Here is a 17591-nt window from a genome sequence, read left to right on the forward strand (position 1 = left end):
ATGTACGTGGCCCTCCGGACGCCAAGCAGATTTAACCCGCTAAAGGACAATTCTCAGTGTAACAGCGGTTTTTTTCAAAGTCAAATAAAACGAACGATTACACAAAGAAATGTGCAATCGTTCGGGAATTATACATGTCAGGTTTAACCAGCAAATGGTTCCGCATGTGCTCGCTCGTAGTTAACGAACTTGTTGAAATTTTTAAGAAAGACCAGTTCTACCGTGCCTACGGGACCATTACGCTGTTTAGCTATAATGATCTCAATAATATTCTTCTTCTCCGTATCCGCATTGTAATAATCATCACGATACAGAAACGCAACAATATCGGCATCCTGCTCGATAGAACCCGATTCACGCAAGTCACTCATCATTGGACGTTTATCCTGGCGCTGCTCTACACCCCGGCTTAACTGCGACAGGGCAATAACCGGCACATCCAGCTCACGGGCAATCTGCTTCAGTGTACGAGATATATCCGATACTTCCTGCTGACGGTTCTCTCCGCCTTTACCGCGGCCCTGAATGAGCTGCAAGTAGTCGATGACGATCATGCCAAGTCCTTTTTCCTTCTTCAGTCTCCGGCACTTTGCACGAATATCGGTTACCGTGATACCTGGTGTATCGTCGATATAAATCTCCGCTTCAGATAGAGACTGAATACCCATCGTCAGCTTGGACCAATCATCATCACTCTTGAAGTCACCGGTACGCATAATATTGGCATCTAAGTTGGCTTCAGCACAAATCATCCGCTGTACCAGCTGTGGCGCTGACATTTCCAGACTGAATATCGCAACAGTTTCTTTAGCGCGTACTGCCACGTTCTGTGCAATATTCAGGGCGAATGCAGTCTTACCAACAGATGGACGAGCCGCAACAATGATCAGATCGTTACGTTGGAATCCGTTAGTCATATGATCTAAATCCACAAATCCGGTTGGGATACCTGAGGTACCCCCCTTATTTTGATGAAGCAACTCAACCTTGTCGAACACTTCCATCAAGACATCGCGGATCGCAATAAATCCACTGCCGCTCCGCCGGTTGGAGATTTCAAGAATGCGCCGCTCTGCATCACTCAGCATATCGGCTACATCTTCACCGCCAGTATAACCTTCGCTCACAATTTGCGTGGCTGTGCGAATCAAACGGCGCAGCATGGCTTTCTCTTCGATAATCTGGGCGTAGTATTCTACGTTAGCAGCAGTAGGCACGGCATGCGCCAGCTTAGCTAAGTAGCTAACCCCACCAATATCTTCAAGCTCTCCTTTGTCCTGCAGTCTGGACGTAAGTGTAACAAGATCAATCGGCTGGCTCTCTTCTCCGAGCTGCACCATCGCCTCAAAAATCATTTGATGCGCTTTATCGTAGAAGTCTTCGGTATTCACCCGTTCCATTGCAGTAATGAGCGCTTCATCCTGCAACAGAACCGCACCAATTACCGCCTGCTCGGCTTCAAGATTCTGCGGGGGAACCCGATCGAAAAAGAGATCTCCACCCATGTTACTCCTCCGTTACCTCAACCTTAAGTGTGGCCTTTACTTCAGTATGCAATTTTACGCTTACTTGAAATACTCCTATATGGCGAATTGGCTCACCTAATTCAATCTTGCGCTTATCAATAGTAATTCCTTTGGTGGAAGCCAGTGTCTCAGCAATCTGTTTGCTTGTAATAGCACCGAATAAACGTCCGCCTTCACCTGATTTTGCTTTCATTGTCAGTGTTAGCTCGTCAAGCTTCTTACCCAATTGCTGTGCTTCTTCTTTTTCGTTATCTTTACGGCGTTGTTCAGCAGCCGCTTGATTCTCCAGCGTCTTCACGTTACCTTCCGTTGCCGGACGAACCAATCCACGTGGCAATAAGAAGTTAGAAGCATAACCTTCGGATACCTCTTTAACCTGACCTTTTTTACCTTGACCCTTAACATCTTTTATGAATATGACCTTCATTCGAATAACCCCTCTTTCGATTCGATTTCAGCCAGCACCTGCAGTAATCTGGCTTCTGCTTCTTTACATGTTCCTTCAAGCTGTACCGCGGCATTGGACAGATGCCCTCCGCCGCCTAATTTCTCCATCACGACCTGTACATTCATACGTCCTAGTGATCGGGCACTAATGCCAATCAGGCCGTCAGGCCGCTCGCTGATGACGAATGAAGCGACTACGTTGGTCATCCCAAGCAGCGTGTCCGCAGTCTGAGCAATAAGAAGCTGCGGAATTTTCATGCCTGGTGCCGTAACTACAAGCGCGATTTGGTCATACACCATCCGCGCATGTTTGATAATTTCGGCTTTGGAAATATACTCCTGTAAATCCTCCTTGAGCATGCGCTGAATAAGTACGGTATCGGCACCATTCCGGCGCAGGAAGCCTGCGGCCTCAAAGGTACGCGACCCCGTATGAAGCGCAAAATGCTTCGTATCCACCGTGATCCCCGCTAACAACATTGTAGCATCCAGCGGACTGATCTTTACCTTCTCATGAATATACTGAAGCAGCTCTGTCACCAGCTCACAAGTCGATGAAGCGTATGGCTCCAAATACACCAATACAGCATCGTTAATGAACTCTTCACCTCTGCGGTGATGATCCACCACTACAATTCTGCTGGCATATTGCACTAGCCGCGGCTCCATCGTCATAGACGCCTTATGTGTATCCACAACAATTAGCAGGGTATGCTCTGTCATGATCTGTAGGGATTGCTCCGTTGTGATGAATGACTTATACAATTCATCGTCCTTACGAATCTGCTCCATCATGTTAGTTATCGATGGATTAGGAGTCTCCATCACAATGCTAGCCTCTACATTATACATCTGCGCAGCCCTTAACAGGCCGATTGCAGCACCCACAGCGTCGATATCCGGTGTCCGATGACCGAGGATCAGCACACGATCGCTCTCCTGCATCAGATCCCGCAAAGCATGCGCAATGACCCGCGCCCGCACTCGGGTACGCTTCTCAGCAGCATTACTCTTGCCACCGTAGAAGGATAACCGTTGGCCTGCTTTTACAGCCGCCTGATCACCACCTCGGCCAAGCGCCATATCTAGACTGGATTGGGCCAATGCCCCTAATTCACTTGCAGAGTCTGCGCCAAAGGCCAGACCAATACTCAGTGTCATGGGTACCTTAAGATCAGCAGTCATTTCTCTGACTTCATCTAGAATCACGAAGCGGCTCTCTTCCAACGCTTGCAGGCTACGATGATTAAGCAGCATTAGATAACGTTCCGAGGACAACCGCCGCAGATAAACCTCAAACTGCTTACTCCATTCAGTGATTTCACTCGTCACCTTAGCAATCAGCGAGGTTCGCTGTTGATCATCCATCCCTTGAGCAGATTCATCCAGGTTATCCATCATCACTATGCCGATCGCCAGCTTCTCATCCTCATACCGCTCACGTAACACCACAAGCTCAGTGATATCATACAAGTAAAGAATACGCTCACTCGGAATAATGACAGCTTGATAAAATCGTTCATCCACGGTGATCTCAAGACGGGTGTCATGGAGCACACCTTCTTTGGCGACCTCCCGCTTACCCGCTGCAGCACCTGTGAAAAAAGACTGCATATCAGGCAATAATTCTTGCAGTGATTCCCCGACTAAAGACTTACGTGCGAAAATATCGCCGGCATAGCGGTTATTCCATTCCACCGTTCGATCCTCGCTAAACAGAATGATTCCAAGCGGCAGCATGCTGACTGCTTCGCCCTCTACCCGCTTAATGCGGAAAGATAGTCCATTAATATATTCCACCAGATTACGGCGGAACGAGATCTCCGCTTTCAACATATAGAAGCATAAAGTACCTGAGAGAAACAGGCCGGCGACCCCAAGCGCCCAGTTATAAACACTGACAATTATAATAAGGACCAACAGCAGCATGAACGCCCATACGGTATGATAGCCGTGCCAGCGTCTTTGCAGAAATTTAGGCATGAACTCTCACCCTATCGTTTCGATTTGGTCACATACTCCCGCAGTGGGAACGCAAGATCAATAATACCAATAATGCGCAGCGGCGGCAGTAAAATAACCGGTATCGCTAACAAAACGGCAGACATCTTGTTCCATTTGCGTTCATGCGCCAGGAAGAAGAAAAATCCGATGGCCTGAATCATAAAGCCAATTCGCAGCAGTGGCAGAAGATTGGCAGAAATCATGAGGATGAAATTGTTCTCCGACCCTGAGAAGAAGAGCTGTAGAACAACACCAATCAGATAGTACCAAATAAACGATCTCGAAAGTCTCCATTCACGTGCAGGCTTCATCTTAGGCACTGCATAATTCATACTGTTCAGAATCGGGCGGGCAATAGAATGCGTAATCACAGCAATCATGAAGGAGCTTACGATTAGAGTCATAGGGATCATTTGGACCGTCATATGACTTATCTTGTTTACATCCTCAGTTGAAAATCCAATATCAGTGAGCAGAGGATTAGTAGTTCCGAGCTCAGACAGAGGTGAATTAACCATTTGCAATACATCGTTCACATAGGTAGACAGATCAAAATTAAATAATGCCGTACCCAGCAGCAAAAGCAGCAGGAACTGTGCAAGAATCGTAACCGTACCTGCGATCACAGTAGACATGGCCGGGGCATGTCTTTTATACCAGCGCCCCATAACCAGAGCCGGTATTAAGAAATACGCAGCTATCAACAGATAAATTGGTGTAATCAAGCCTACAATCAGCAACACCGGCAATACATGCAGCACAAATTGTCTCGTGTTCAGGGTAGTAAACAACACTACTGCCGGAACAATCATAAAAAGGGTAGTGATGATGAGGAGTGGAGTCGTTAAACTAAGCAGCAAAAGTAAGTATGCTACGCTCCAAGCCACAGATGACCAGCGAAATTTCAACAGTATTCACCTCTTACGCATATGTTCTTCTAAAGCAGATATATCTTGGTACCAATCTTCCAGTTGATGCCCTTCCTGCTTGTGCTTTCTAAGCTTCTCCAGTAGCAAGTCATCTAAAGAACGATAAGGAATCCCTAGTCTGCGGCCCAAAATATAAGAGCTCATAATCAAGCTAGCCAGACTGTCACCGACACGGGTAGTACTGCCTTCCCATAACGCTTTAAATAACCTTGAAACTTGATCAATCACTTCGGTTTTCAGCCATTCAATTACCTTGGCGCGCTTGGCTACATCCAGATCCTTCGGCACATTGGACACGTCTCTCTACCTCCGGCAAAAAGCTTTATTCTCCATTATAGCATAAAAAATTCGGTGTCACACTGGACGCCCCGCGCCCCTTAAGTATGCTTCAATCCATGCTGACTATGCCTCTTTTGGGAGAGGAGCTTTCTTTAAAAAAGACCCGCATTCCGTTATCGCCGGAAATACAGGCCTTGTTCCGATAGCTTCTATAACCGCGAATACACTGGGACTATAATGATTCCTGTGATTGTCTTGTTACAAATTTCTCGCAATATTCTATGACTTGACTCCGGCGAACAATTCCAATAAACCGGTTCATATCATCGACCACAGGTACAAAGTTCTGCACCTTAGCCAAATTAATCAGATCTTCCATATCCGCATCAATTGAGACCGGCTTGTTATTCATACGTAATGGAACGTCCTTCAGCAAAAATTTTGAAGCGTTCTCAAACGAAACCTTACCCTCCGACTCTTTCATGTACCAGAGCAGATCACCTTCCGTTACCGTGCCGGCATACTCTCCATTACGGTTAAGAATCGGGACTGCTGTATAGCGGTGAAACTCCATCCTCTCAAGCGTTTGGCGCAGCGTAGAATCGAGCGTTACGCAGGCCACCTCCTGTTTCGGAAGTAAAAAAAATGCAATATTCATCTCTTGATCCTCCTCAAAGAGTTCCGAAGGAATTACGGTTCTTTAACTTCCTTTTACTGCCATGCCAATGTGATTATACGTAGCAGCTAAATAATAGTTCCAACTCATTATAACATGAAGACAGTAAGCAGCAGCCATGAGAATGTTTATGGCTGCTGCAATTTATTTATATGAGTTTAGCTTTCCAATTAGAATTACTGCGTAACTGCTGTTGCTTTGGGCTCGAGTGCATTACTTGCTTTTCCCGGCTCAATCAGTTGATCTACAGGTGTTCCTGCATTCATCCAATTATCAATCAGCGCCTTAGCTTCGCGCAAGTCCTCTTCATCAACGATATCATAATAAAGTCCGTCAATACGTTTTCCTTCGCCCATTACCGTAAAGCTTGAGATATCCATATCTTTGCCGCCCATAAATTTCTTGGCCAGACTAATAATCATTGAAGGCTCAATATCGGTCTTGAAATTATCGCCCATAATATCCAGCAGCTTAGGAATATTGCCGATTTGGCTGATCGATAACATTTTATTAGCTACGACATCAATAAAAACCTGTTGGCGTTTGGTCCGGTTAAAGTCACTATCTTCACGGTAGCGTGTATAGTTGAGTGCTTCTTGACCGTTATAATTCGACTTTCCACCCTCGATCGTAAACTTTTCATGGTCCTTACCCTTGTTTACAATGTCCTTCTTGATTGGCAGCGGAACGCCTCCAATAGCATCAACGGCATCCTTGAGCCCTTGAAAGTTAATGGTGGCATAATACTGAATATCATGCTCCAGCAGTGCTTCCAGAGTATCCTTAGCCATTTGCTGCCCACCAAAAGCATAAGCATGGGTAATCTTATCTTTTTTATTATCGTTATGCCCAATAATCTCGGTATACGTATCACGTGGAATAGAAATAAGCAGAATTTTGTAATCCTCAGGGCGAACAACAGCATACATCATAGTGTCTGAACGTGCGGTTTCATTGTCGCGTTGATCAGTCCCGAGCAGCATCAGCGAGAATGGATCGCTTTTGTATACAACCGGCTCTGGCTTAACCTTATTCTCATCCTTAAGTGGCTGGTAAGATTCTTCTTTCAGCTTGCTTTCTACCCGATCGGACAAAAAGAGGTCAAAGGCTAATACGGCCAAAGAATTCCGAAACAGAAAGCCTCCCGCTATAACAACGACGAGAACAATTAGCGCAATGTATCTTTTCTTTATTTTTTTCATCTTTGATTCCTTCTTTATTGTAGAATAATTACAAATACCATATATTTACAATGCCTCCTGATCGTTCTCAGGCAGTCATGGTTTTATTTCTCACGGCGGCGAATTTACTGTCCCTTATTCCATTATCTTATTGTCCCCCCTTTCAGGAAATTCGGGTCATTCTAAATTATAGAAAAAAGTTTTTTTGCGTTTCTAAAATAATATGGGATAAAACAATATTTCTATTGTAATCACTAAATGGATAAAAAGAAACAACAAATACCGACATGAATAGGGAAAAAGCACCATACCAAGTAATAATTACTGGTATGATGCTCCAAATTTAACTTCGAATTCCAAGGGCATGTATAATATGTTTTACCCGTTCTCCATAATGTAAACCGCGGAAAAACCCATAATCGAACAATTTAGCAGCACCCTCAAATCGGCTGCCATAGGTCTCTGCCCCCATAACGACCGCAATAAGCCGGTGCCCCTCTCGCTGGGCTGATCCCGCAATACAATATCCCGTCTGGCTATCATATCCAGTCTTCAACCCATCTGCCCCATCGTATGCGTAAGCGCCGCCCATACCTGGAAGCATAAGGTTGCTATTACTAACATATAACCCTTTATCCTTTAATTGCATCTGAGTACGACCGGAAATATTCAGTACATCAGGATGATTATGGATTAGCGCAGCTGCCAATTTGGCTGTATCCCTCGCTGTCATCATCGTCTGGCCACCGATATGCGTAGGCTGACGAATGATACCAAGATCCTTGCTCGACAATCCAGAGGCGTTGGTAAATACCGTATTAGGAGATAAACCTAAACTACGTGCTCTATCATTCATCATAAGTACAAAAGAATCCTCTGATCCTGCCATATATTCTGCCAATGCAACTGCAGCATCATTAGCAGAATAGATGGTAATGCCTTCGAATAGCTCCCTTACTGTATAGAAATCTCCTCGTTTTAATGAGAGACTCATACCTCCCATTTGACTGGCGTAAGCACTAATAGGGACTCTATCCTCCCACCTAAGGGTTCCAGAGGTTATGTGATCCAGCACAATCATTTCAGTCATTAATTTAGACACACTGGCCGGTGGCATAGGCACATCGCCGTTTATATTGACCCATATGTCTCCACTATCCATATCTAGCAGCACTGCTGAACCCGCGTCAATATCCGGTTTAAAGCCCAGCTCGATAGGCCTCCACACCGTAATTAAGACAACGACTATCAAAGCTGCACCAGCCCATATCAATATCCGTCTCTTCATCGTTGTCATCCTCCATAATATATATGACGAATGAAACAGCAATTTGATTTCACTTTTTGCGTAATTTTTTTTATTTTTTTTAATTTAGTCCTTTATCCACCATTTATTAGGCTCAATTATGGAGCCCAAAGAATCAACACGCACACCTTGTAGACGTTTATTAACAGCAGTAATGCTTTCTCTTTCCGCAAAAAAGATCATTGGAACCTCTTCATTCACTAGCTTCTGCCATTCATAATAGATTTGTTGTCGATAATCTCTATCATATGCCTTCATACTTGTGCCATCGCGAATCAATTCTTCATTCCGCTCCGAGGACCAACGTGGGTAGTTCCACAAATCATTCTCCCTCCAGAGACCTGAAGGATCAGGATCATTAGCTAATCCCCATACCCCGTTAAACAACTCAATGGACGGATCATCAGCCTCTACTGCTTCATAGAAGGTGTTGAGCTCTTTTAACGCCCCACCATTAAGCTGCACATCGAGTCCCACATTTCGCCAATCCTCCAGAATAGCAGCAGTTCGTAACTCCGCTGAATGACTGCCTAGCATAGAATCATAATGAATAACTAACTTTTCTCCTTTTTGATCCTCACGCAGCCCATCTCCATCAACATCTACAAAACCAGCCTCATCAAGCAGCTGCTTCGCTTTTTCCGGATCATAGGGATACGTATTAATCTGACTGTCAGGGATCTTCGCCCAGCTTGCACTGGAAACCGGAGTTTCTATAGGCTTGCCTAACCCATGAGAAAATGATTGAATGATCCCCTCCCGATCAAGTGCATAATACATCGCCTGACGTAATCTTTTATCCGCAAATTTAGGGTTATCCATTACGATTTTTTCAGCTTCACTATCCCAATACCCAAATTTAAACCCTATATACTCATAAGCAAGCTCATTTGATTGTAAAATATTAATATTATCGAGTTCGCTCAGCTTTTCATAAGTATCTCGTGGGGCATTCTCTATATCAATTACGCCTTGTTCAAACAGGCTGATGATTTCCTTGTCATCAAATACCTTATACAACACACCATCCAATAAAGCCTTACCTTTATAGTATTGATCAAAGCGCTTCATCTCGACCCGCTGGCCAGGTTCAATAAGGCTCACCTCAAAGGGGCCAATCCCAATCGGATTTTTTCGCATCTGATCACTCTCAGGCATATCCTTAACAGCGACTCCAGTATAATATTTTTTATTCATCGGATACGGCCATAGATTATCAATCGTATTAACGCGGGCAGCTGTCATTGTTATTTTCAAAGTATAAGGATCTATAACCTTAAGGCCTGTTATATTCTTCGCCTCACCCTTATGATAGGCTTCTGCACCTTGAATCATTTCCACACTATAATAACGCGATCCGGTGTATTCTGGACTAGCAATAGTCTCCATCGCAAATTTCCAGTCCTCTACGGTCAGTTCATCTCCATTATGCCAACGGATTCCCGGTTTAATTTTAAAGGTAAATATTCTATGATCCTCGGACTCCTGCCAAGTGGCGATATTAGGAACCGTTGATAAATCATCATCTATCGTAAACATGGCCTCAGTAATAAACTCCAGCACATGAAAGTCATCTTCACCTTCATAAAAAGCAGGCTCAAAGAAGCCCATAAACGGCGATGAGTATCCATAAGTAACTACTCCGCCAGTCTGTGGCTTTTCGACCACCTCATTGTGATGTAAAGATAATGAATTACTGCTGGTACCTGCTCTGCTGCATGCTGACAATACAGTAGTCATCACGAGCATTGTTAACAAGAACCCGCATATCTTCTTATTCTTCATGTGTTCCTTCCCTTCTCTAGTTGAACGTATATCTACATATAAGCTATGGAATAAATATTTACTGTAACAAAGTTTTAGAATGGTTACAATAACTTCTAAGCTTTAGGCCTATACTCCTGCTTGAATTTACGCATATTTCATAGTATTTATAAAAAAAGAGGGACCTACCTCATAGGCAGATCCTTTTATTACATTATTCTTCATCCTTATGCGTAATTCTCAGGCCTTCGACATGCTTACGCTGCATCAATTTCCGCTTTTTACGGGTATCCTTGCTCTCAAAAATTATATCAAAGTCATATTCCTCAGGATACAGCTCATCTTTGGATAGATATGGCTTTAAACGTTTATGATTAATCCGCATTTTTTGCTTCTGGATCATCACTCCGACCATTCCTAAGTGATCTCTTTTCTCATAAACAATGCCTATCCGCCCTAGTGAAGTTACAAGAACGGCATCACCAATTTCATATTGGGTCTGCTTCTCCTTATCGCTCAGTGATTCCGCAGACTTTTCTTTTTTTTCAAAATCCTCTATAACAGGTGCAGTCTTGCCTTTCTCTCCCTCTTTGCTAAAAAGACTTGCCCATGCCGACCCATCACCTTTCTGCAGCCTTTGCTGCTGCGCCTCAACGATCTCCCACGATCGCTTGATAACGTTATCCTGGATACCCAGCTTTTTGGCAATTTGCAGAGCGTAACTCTCCCCCGCTTCTCCGATAGTCAGATGATACAACGGCTGCAGCGTTTCTTTGTCGAATTCCATTCGTGCATTTTGAAAACCGGCTGTCGCAGCGGCAAAGGCTTTTAGCTCATTAAAATGGGTTGTGACGATAATATTGGCCCCTTTACGGCTCAGCTCTTCCAGAATGGCGATTGAGAGGGCGATTCCTTCACCAGGGTCTGTACCTGCCGCCAGCTCGTCAATGAGCAGCAGCACCCCTTTAGAGGCATCTCTCAGCATTCCCTCAATACTCTTCATTTGTGCCGAAAATGTACTCAGTGATTGGGCCAAACTTTGTCCGTCTCCGATTACACTGATCACATCCGTAAAAACCGTAAACTCACTGCCCTCCTCGACCGGAATCAACAACCCGGATTGAGCCATGAGGGTAAGCAGCCCGAGGGTCTTGAGCACCACCGTTTTCCCGCCTGTATTTGGACCTGTAATGATTAGGGACTTATATCCCTTCCCTATCTCCAGGCTAATTGGAATCATGCCCTGCAGCATGGGATGTCTGCCTCCGTTCATCCTTAGAAAACCCCTATCATTTAGAGTAACCTCAGATGCTCCCAGCGTTCGTGCATATTTTGCTTTGGCAAAAATAAAATCATAGGTACCTGTAACCTCGATATTTAGGCGCAGTGCAGTTTGTTCCTGTTCTACCATGCTGGTCAGCATACTGAGGATCACAGCTTCTTCACGCGCCTCTTCTCCTAATAACAGATCCAGTTCAATCTGCATGGAGGCGATCTCATCTGGTTCGATGAACACCGTCTGTCCACTTGTGGATTGATCAAGTACCGATCCCTTTATTTGCTTATGATACTCCCGCTTTACGGGGATAACGTAACGTCCACCACGCTGACTATAAATATTCTCTTGCAAAATCGATTGATGGCGCGACATGATCCCGTCAATTTTTTTATGAAGACGTTCTTTAGCTACGCCAATCCGTTTACGAACCCGCTCTAACCCCTTACTAGCTCCATCATCAATCGCCCCAAAGCGGATACAACGATCAATTGCTTCCCGCACATGATTTAATTCCAGCAGCGAGGAAGCATAAGCAGCAATCCGGGGAGCACTTTGCTCTTTAGAAGCCATATATTTGCGCAATTGACTACAGCTCTTTAGAAATGTAGCCACTGCAGTGAAGTCTTGCTCACTGTACAAATATCCAGTCCCCATTAGTGACATGATCCACTCAATCCCCTCCAATGAAGGAATCGGTACACTGGACCCCCGCTCGAGCAGTTCTTTAGCTTCAGACGTTTCCTCCATCGCTCTTTGAATCGAAGGTAAATAGGTCATAGGCATAAGCTCTTCTACAGTTTTCTTTCCTACATAAGATACCGCATGACGGCTAAGCTCGGTTTTAATAATTTCGTATTCCAACGTGTTTAGACTTTGTAAATTCACAGCAAATCCTCCTTATTGATTAACTTTTTTTGGAACTAAATCTCCCTAACGCAAAAAGGACAAAGAATGCCACTATGGCAGTCCTTGCCCTTCTTTTTATGCTATTGTTCTCTGGCGTTTTAAGGTCCCCATAAAAGCCAGGGTGGCCGAAAAACAAAAAAACCGTGCTCTAAGAGCACGGTTAATTACAAAGAGAACAATAGCCGTAAAGAGGCCATATGACGCTTCGTGTGTTCTTAACTAAATCATCCACCGTTAGGAACAACAGACCTCTGCGCGAAACGAACTCAAATAGAGCACGTAAACGCCAAAAGACGAGCCTGCTAAAGCCTTCCTAATCCAGTGTTATGAAATTGCTAGTTAAGAACGGTCACCAACATCAATATTTCCCCTTTTGTTATAGGATAGCTGTAATTTAACACATTCCAGATGGAACGTCAACGTAATCCACACGCTGGTTTTTCACAACAAAAAAGCAGCCGGTTTCCCGACTGCTTCTATAAAACGTCCTATTCCGTTGTGTAAGGAAGCAACGCGATTTGACGCGAGCGTTTTACAGCAATGGTAAGAGCGCGTTGGTATTTTGCACTTGTACCTGTTACACGACGTGGCAAAATCTTTCCACGTTCGCTGATGAACTTCTTAAGAAGTTCAGTATCTTTATAATCAATGTGAGTAATCTTGTTCACAGTGAAAAAGCAAACTTTTTTACGCTTGTTGCGTCCACCACGACGTGCTGGTCTTTTGTCGTTGTCAGCGCCTTCTCTTGGTTTAAAAGCCATATTCTTTTCAGTCCTTCCTAATTAAAATGGCAAATCATCATCCGATATATCAATCGGTTTACCATCGCCCGAAAAAGGATCTTGAGTATTGTTGTTACGCGAGAAATTATTGTTGTTATTTCCGCGTCCAGCGTTACCACCGCCACCATATGCTGGCTCTTCAGGCATACTACTTGCACCACTTGAAGTATTTCCACCTTCACGGCTTTGTGAAGATTCCAGGAAACGAACATTATCAGCAATAACTTCAGTTACGTATACACGTTTACCTTCGTTATTCTCATAGTTCCGCACTTGGATGCGTCCTTCCACTGCTGTCAGACGACCTTTGCGCAAATAATTGGCACAGGTTTCTGCTAGCTGTCTCCAGGTAACAACCGGGATGAAGTCTGCCTCACGTTCACCGTTCTGGCCCGTAAAGTTACGATCTACGGCAAGCGTAAATTGAGTTACGGCAACACCAGCGGGAGTATAACGAAGTTCCGGGTCACGGGTCAACCGTCCGATCAAAATGATACGGTTCAACAATTCTGGTCCCCTCCTTTAGAGCGATTCATTACAAAGCTTGTCAAGATCTTAAGCAACGTCGTTCGTAATGAGATAACGAATAACTTCGTCAGAAATCTTCATAAGACGTTCTAATTCAGTAACTACTGCAGGTTCTGCATTGAAGTTAACCAAAACATAAACGCCATCACGGAATTTCTTGATCTCATACGCAAGACGGCGTTTACCTTGCACTTCGTGCTTTGTAATTTCCCCGCCATTGGAGATGATGCCTTGGAATTTATCGACTGCTGCTTGAACAGCTTCTTGTTCAATGTCAGGACGAATAATGTACATCACTTCATATTTGCGCATAATTTTCACCTCCTTATGGTCTGAGGCCCCTAATCACGTCAGGAGCAAGGAACGAGCACAAACATAGACTCGCACCTGATTAATATACCAAAACGAGCAGCAGAGTGCAAGCAATATTAATACCGGACAACCTTCCACCCTCTTTTTACATGAAAAAAACCCTACCTGCGCACAATAATCGGTGAATTCATCTGCACTTAAGGAAGGAGCGATAATGATGGGCGAAAAGACAGAATATGAAAAAGGCGACAAGGCCCCCAATCCAGGCATGTATACAGAGGTAGGTGAAGCGCGAAGCTTCCATACCGAAATTCAGAATCCACAGCATATTAAAATGGAAAAAGGAGACACCTTCCCCGAGACCAGTAACAAAAATCGGAAGTGGAAAAAGGTTGAAAAAGCACGTGTACATTAAATAAAAATAAATGTGTATAAAAAAAACGACATTACACATACTATACTCAGGCAGTACAAAAGAGAGGTGTGGTTCCGTTGGCCGTCGTAGACGAACACAATCACAGGATATCTGATTCAGCATCTATTGTTAGCTGGGAATAGTAGTGGGTTATTGTCTAAAAAGCAGTAACCTCAGCAACGCCTAAATCACTTTAGTCGCTATATACAGAGAAATTCCAACATCATTGATGTACTGCCTCTTGAAGAAGGACCCGAAAGGGCCCTTCTTTTTGCATGTTATGATCTTTTGCAAACAGCTCAGTGGACACAAAAAAACCTCCGTTACAGGAACGAAGGATTCATTAAAATGTTATATTATGCTGAAGTGGCGGAGAGGGTGGGATTCGAACCCACGCACGCTGTGACACGCCTAACTGATTTCGAGTCAGCCCCCTTGGGCCTCTTGGGTACCTCTCCGCAGCAAAAATAATTGTATCATGCAGACATGCCATTTGCAAGCTTAATTATTGTCTGTATTTCCCTCTGCAGAACGCAGTACCTTCTTCATATTCTTCTCGAATTTCGCCCGGGGAATCAGAACACTATGCTGACATCCTGTACACTTAATGCGGATATCCATCCCCATACGAATGATCTCCATCTCATTAGAACCGCAAGGGTGCTGTTTCTTCATCTGTACAATATCTCCAAGCTGAAAAACTTTACGTTCCACTACCCTTCCCCCTTTTTCCCCTCTTGTGTAGCTGCGATTTGGCGTCTTGATCCAGTGTCAGGCGTATCCGATACTTCCTGCTCATTTTCTGTTTTTTCCAGTTCAATTTCAGCCTTTGCTTCTTCTTCTTCTGCCTTCAAACGCGCTTCCTCTTCGGCTTGAGCAGCTTGGGCCTGCTCTAGACTGCTTAGTTTCTCTAGTGCCTGCTTAATATCATTCTGAATCTGTCTCTCCGCAACCTCTTTTGCATTAGGTAAACAGCTAGCCGCTATACGAATTACATATTCCGAAGTACTCATGGACTGTATACCGAGCACATTAGGATAAGCAAGAACATTAGAGTTACGCTCTTCTATTCCTTTTAGCGCTTCTCCAATCAAACCTAGCGTGGCCTCCAAGCTCCGCTCCATTTTTACAGGAACATCAACTACAGCCAATGCATTCGAGAGAGAATAATTGGTTACGTTCGTGATTAATCCATTCGGGATAATAAATACTTCTCCCGTTGTGCTTAACAGTCTGGTTGTTCGCAGTCCGATTAATTCTACCGTTCCTTTATAGGTCCCCGTTTGAATTACATCACCCACTGCAAATTGATCCTCTAAAATAATAAAGAAACCTGTAATAACATCCTTCACCAAACTTTGTGCCCCAAAACCCACTGCTAGACCAAGCACACCCGCTCCAGCCAACAATGGTGCCAAATCGAAGTGGAACTCAGAAAGCACGAGCATGATCATCACAAAATTACAGATAACTGTCACTACATTTTTCATCAATTCCCCAACCGTAGTAAACCTTCGTGTGTTGGACAGAAGTCTGCCACCGGTTTTACGCTCAAGCGAACGATCAATAATATTAGAAACAATTTTAATAATAACCCGGGTTAAGAGAAAAATAACAAGAATCCGTAGACCCGCAAATAATACATCCGCCCACATATCAGCATCGGTAAACCAATTCCACACCTTATCTTTAAAGCGAATGGCATCTTTTAATGTATCCGCACCGGGTGTATCAGCCTCCAGTATCCACATATTCATCGCATGTACTCCTCCCTACCCCTAAATCAGTATGTAGTTCTCGTTGTGTTTTCCGTAGATGCCGCGTATTTCTATTTCTTGCTCAACTATAATTCTTTTTACCTCTTCCAGCGCATTTTGAAAAAACTGAATTGAAATTGCACAGCCTGCGGTGATCTCCTTCGGAGTTGGAAATATATCAATTTCTATTTCAGCATACTCAAGCAGCATTTCAGCACGAAGCGCCTGCTGGGTGGAGTCAAACGCTATTAACATCTCATCCTGCATATACGTCAAGCCTCTCCATAGGTTTATCGTCCTATCTCTTGCTGCTGGAGTATAAAACCCCTCTTCTATCCATATACTAGATACCAACAAATAGAATCACCCTTAGAAAGGAAGATGGTATGAACTCCTCATCCAAGGCTACAGCAGCGCAAGAAACGTCCTGTTTAAAAATATCACATACAGATCCCGATATCTATTCCGCAATTACTCATCGGCTACTTTTTCACTTTTCACGCACGCGTCCAGAGACTCAAATTATCGTCATCTGTGTAGGCACTGATCGCTCCACCGGAGATTCTCTCGGTCCTCTTGTTGGTACTGCATTATCCCGTTTTCATAGTCCATTGTTTCATTTATACGGTACCCTTGAAGAACCGGTTCATGCCGTCAATCTTGAAGAGACTTTGTCTCTAATTAATGAAAAATATAATAACCCGTTTGTCATCGGAATAGATGCCTGCTTAGGTCACTCTACTAGTGTTGGCTGCATCCAAGTCGTTGAAGGTCCCCTCAGACCAGGGGCTGGCGTAAATAAACAATTGCCGCCGGTTGGAGATATCCATTTGACTGGAATCGTTAATGTCGGCGGCTTTATGGAGTATTTCGTATTGCAGAATACACGGCTAAGTCTAGTCATGCGATTATCTGATATTATCGCTACAAGTCTATATTCTGCTTTAAAACAATGGAACCTGCATGCTACTTCTGCTGCAACGCGAGAGTTATAACTTCTTTTTCTTCAGGCGATAAGGCATATTGTGATTCCCCATTTTGCATAGGCTTGGAGTAAATATATGAGTTCTCACGATTATGAAGGCTGGTTAATACAATGCCACTGCTATTATCATCCAGAATAGCCACCGAGAAGCTCAAATCATTACCACGTTCACCGAAGGCATTATAACGCTTCAGAGCGATATTTGACTTCATGCCGCGGATTTTGACTTGGGTAGCTTCTATCAACGCTTTTTGCTCACGTTGTTCTTCTTCCAGCATGTCGCTTTGGTTCTTCAGATCAACCAGAAGGCCTTCCAGATCCTCCACACCGCTTCCTGCCATCATGGCCTCATATTTGCGCCGTATAGTCCGCAGCTTAGCTCCCTGGGCGATTACAGTCACTATCAACACTAGCATAATTACTACGAAACCAAACACAAACCACTGCAACTGTTCATTAATTAATTGATTCATTTCAGACATGAATGGACCATCCTTTTTATTTATCTGCTGCGG

The 17591-nt window shown here is 44.1% G+C and carries 19 protein-coding genes and 1 tRNA gene; 2 read left to right on the forward strand and 18 right to left on the reverse strand.

Annotated elements, in window-relative coordinates; all coding sequences use genetic code 11:
- Positions 1–143: 143 nt before the first annotated feature.
- The 13 genes from dnaB to rpsF all read right to left on the reverse strand — a co-directional run bounded on the left by dnaB (position 144) and on the right by rpsF (position 13919).
- A complete protein-coding gene (gene dnaB / locus MHI15_RS13740) occupies positions 144–1505 on the reverse strand; it encodes a replicative DNA helicase (RefSeq protein WP_036677807.1) in 1362 nt (453 codons plus the stop codon).
- Between the two features lies 1 nt (position 1506).
- Positions 1507–1953: a 50S ribosomal protein L9 gene (gene rplI / locus MHI15_RS13745; RefSeq protein ID WP_036677804.1), complete on the reverse strand. Its 447-nt coding sequence runs from the start codon at positions 1951–1953 to the stop codon at positions 1507–1509.
- Positions 1950–3956 carry a DHH family phosphoesterase gene (locus tag MHI15_RS13750; protein WP_076124313.1) on the reverse strand — a complete coding sequence of 669 codons (2007 nt, stop codon included), beginning with the start codon at positions 3954–3956 and terminating at the stop codon, positions 1950–1952. Before MHI15_RS13750 ends, rplI begins: the two co-directional genes overlap by 4 nt.
- 11 nt (positions 3957–3967) lie before the next feature.
- Positions 3968–4885 carry a DUF2232 domain-containing protein gene (locus MHI15_RS13755; protein WP_076124314.1) on the reverse strand — a complete coding sequence of 306 codons (918 nt, stop codon included), beginning with the start codon at positions 4883–4885 and terminating at the stop codon, positions 3968–3970.
- Positions 4886–4891: 6 nt separating this feature from the next.
- Positions 4892–5194 (reverse strand): MazG-like family protein, encoded by a 303-nt coding sequence (locus tag MHI15_RS13760; RefSeq protein WP_170914153.1) that lies wholly within the window; start codon positions 5192–5194, stop codon positions 4892–4894.
- Positions 5195–5417: 223 nt separating this feature from the next.
- Positions 5418–5843, reverse strand: coding sequence for a CBS domain-containing protein (locus tag MHI15_RS13765; RefSeq protein ID WP_036677795.1), 426 nt, complete (start codon positions 5841–5843; stop codon positions 5418–5420).
- 194 nt (positions 5844–6037) lie between these two features.
- Positions 6038–7063 carry an LCP family protein gene (locus MHI15_RS13770; protein ID WP_076099795.1) on the reverse strand — a complete coding sequence of 342 codons (1026 nt, stop codon included), beginning with the start codon at positions 7061–7063 and terminating at the stop codon, positions 6038–6040.
- Between the two features lie 322 nt (positions 7064–7385).
- Positions 7386–8330, reverse strand: coding sequence for a D-alanyl-D-alanine carboxypeptidase family protein (locus tag MHI15_RS13775; RefSeq protein WP_036677789.1), 945 nt, complete (start codon positions 8328–8330; stop codon positions 7386–7388).
- Between the two features lie 84 nt (positions 8331–8414).
- Positions 8415–10133, reverse strand: coding sequence for an oligopeptide ABC transporter substrate-binding protein (gene opp4A, locus MHI15_RS13780; protein ID WP_076278205.1), 1719 nt, complete (start codon positions 10131–10133; stop codon positions 8415–8417).
- Positions 10134–10326: 193 nt separating this feature from the next.
- Complete coding sequence (locus tag MHI15_RS13785; RefSeq protein WP_341164495.1) at positions 10327–12276, reverse strand: endonuclease MutS2; 1950 nt, start codon at positions 12274–12276, stop codon at positions 10327–10329.
- Between the two features lie 509 nt (positions 12277–12785).
- Positions 12786–13058 (reverse strand): 30S ribosomal protein S18, encoded by a 273-nt coding sequence (gene rpsR / locus MHI15_RS13790; protein ID WP_036651767.1) that lies wholly within the window; start codon positions 13056–13058, stop codon positions 12786–12788.
- 21 nt (positions 13059–13079) lie between these two features.
- Complete coding sequence (gene ssb / locus MHI15_RS13795) at positions 13080–13586, reverse strand: single-stranded DNA-binding protein (RefSeq protein ID WP_036677780.1); 507 nt, start codon at positions 13584–13586, stop codon at positions 13080–13082.
- Between the two features lie 48 nt (positions 13587–13634).
- Complete coding sequence (gene rpsF / locus MHI15_RS13800) at positions 13635–13919, reverse strand: 30S ribosomal protein S6 (RefSeq protein WP_036677776.1); 285 nt, start codon at positions 13917–13919, stop codon at positions 13635–13637.
- 217 nt (positions 13920–14136) lie between these two features.
- Between rpsF and MHI15_RS13805 the strand changes: the two genes are divergently transcribed.
- Positions 14137–14334: a YjzC family protein gene (locus MHI15_RS13805; protein ID WP_036677774.1), complete on the forward strand. Its 198-nt coding sequence runs from the start codon at positions 14137–14139 to the stop codon at positions 14332–14334.
- Between the two features lie 367 nt (positions 14335–14701).
- Here MHI15_RS13805 and MHI15_RS13810 read toward each other — a convergent pair.
- The 4 genes from MHI15_RS13810 to MHI15_RS13825 all read right to left on the reverse strand — a co-directional run bounded on the left by MHI15_RS13810 (position 14702) and on the right by MHI15_RS13825 (position 16358).
- Positions 14702–14792, reverse strand: a tRNA-Ser gene (locus MHI15_RS13810).
- Between the two features lie 43 nt (positions 14793–14835).
- Positions 14836–15048 (reverse strand): DUF951 domain-containing protein, encoded by a 213-nt coding sequence (locus tag MHI15_RS13815; RefSeq protein ID WP_036677772.1) that lies wholly within the window; start codon positions 15046–15048, stop codon positions 14836–14838.
- The gene (locus tag MHI15_RS13820; RefSeq protein WP_076282220.1) at positions 15048–16091 is read right to left on the reverse strand and encodes a mechanosensitive ion channel family protein; all 1044 of its coding nucleotides are present in this window, start codon (positions 16089–16091) and stop codon (positions 15048–15050) included. The genes MHI15_RS13815 and MHI15_RS13820 overlap by 1 nt, the downstream gene beginning before the upstream one ends.
- Positions 16092–16112: 21 nt before the next feature.
- The gene (locus tag MHI15_RS13825) at positions 16113–16358 is read right to left on the reverse strand and encodes a DUF3343 domain-containing protein (RefSeq protein WP_076124321.1); all 246 of its coding nucleotides are present in this window, start codon (positions 16356–16358) and stop codon (positions 16113–16115) included.
- A 119-nt stretch (positions 16359–16477) separates the two neighbouring features.
- Between MHI15_RS13825 and yyaC the strand changes: the two genes are divergently transcribed.
- Positions 16478–17086 carry a spore protease YyaC gene (gene yyaC, locus MHI15_RS13830; RefSeq protein ID WP_036677770.1) on the forward strand — a complete coding sequence of 203 codons (609 nt, stop codon included), beginning with the start codon at positions 16478–16480 and terminating at the stop codon, positions 17084–17086.
- Here yyaC and MHI15_RS13835 read toward each other — a convergent pair.
- Entirely contained in the window at positions 17058–17558 is a 501-nt protein-coding gene (locus MHI15_RS13835) for a DUF4446 family protein (RefSeq protein ID WP_036677768.1), read from the reverse strand. The genes yyaC and MHI15_RS13835 overlap by 29 nt on opposite strands.
- Positions 17559–17591: the final 33 nt, after the last annotated feature.

This window comes from Paenibacillus sp. FSL H7-0918 (assembly GCF_038007025.1).
Lineage (GTDB): Bacteria > Bacillota > Bacilli > Paenibacillales > Paenibacillaceae > Paenibacillus_AQ > Paenibacillus_AQ odorifer.

Excerpts from the sequence above, each read along its gene's own strand:
- MHI15_RS13765 (WP_036677795.1), bottom strand. The coding sequence starts at position 5,843 with ATGAATATTGCATTTTTTTTACTTCCGAAACAGGAGGTGGCCTGCGTA.
- MHI15_RS13835 (WP_036677768.1), bottom strand. The coding sequence starts at position 17,558 with ATGTCTGAAATGAATCAATTAATTAATGAACAGTTGCAGTGGTTTGTG.
- opp4A (WP_076278205.1), bottom strand. The coding sequence starts at position 10,133 with ATGAAGAATAAGAAGATATGCGGGTTCTTGTTAACAATGCTCGTGATG.
- MHI15_RS13750 (WP_076124313.1), bottom strand. The coding sequence starts at position 3,956 with ATGCCTAAATTTCTGCAAAGACGCTGGCACGGCTATCATACCGTATGG.
- yyaC (WP_036677770.1), top strand. The coding sequence starts at position 16,478 with ATGAACTCCTCATCCAAGGCTACAGCAGCGCAAGAAACGTCCTGTTTA.
- rplI (WP_036677804.1), bottom strand. The coding sequence starts at position 1,953 with ATGAAGGTCATATTCATAAAAGATGTTAAGGGTCAAGGTAAAAAAGGT.
- dnaB (WP_036677807.1), bottom strand. The coding sequence starts at position 1,505 with ATGGGTGGAGATCTCTTTTTCGATCGGGTTCCCCCGCAGAATCTTGAA.
- rpsF (WP_036677776.1), bottom strand. The coding sequence starts at position 13,919 with ATGCGCAAATATGAAGTGATGTACATTATTCGTCCTGACATTGAACAA.
- MHI15_RS13820 (WP_076282220.1), bottom strand. The coding sequence starts at position 16,091 with ATGAATATGTGGATACTGGAGGCTGATACACCCGGTGCGGATACATTA.
- MHI15_RS13770 (WP_076099795.1), bottom strand. The coding sequence starts at position 7,063 with ATGAAAAAAATAAAGAAAAGATACATTGCGCTAATTGTTCTCGTCGTT.
- MHI15_RS13775 (WP_036677789.1), bottom strand. The coding sequence starts at position 8,330 with ATGAAGAGACGGATATTGATATGGGCTGGTGCAGCTTTGATAGTCGTT.
- rpsR (WP_036651767.1), bottom strand. The coding sequence starts at position 13,058 with ATGGCTTTTAAACCAAGAGAAGGCGCTGACAACGACAAAAGACCAGCA.
- MHI15_RS13805 (WP_036677774.1), top strand. The coding sequence starts at position 14,137 with ATGGGCGAAAAGACAGAATATGAAAAAGGCGACAAGGCCCCCAATCCA.
- MHI15_RS13825 (WP_076124321.1), bottom strand. The coding sequence starts at position 16,358 with ATGCAGGATGAGATGTTAATAGCGTTTGACTCCACCCAGCAGGCGCTT.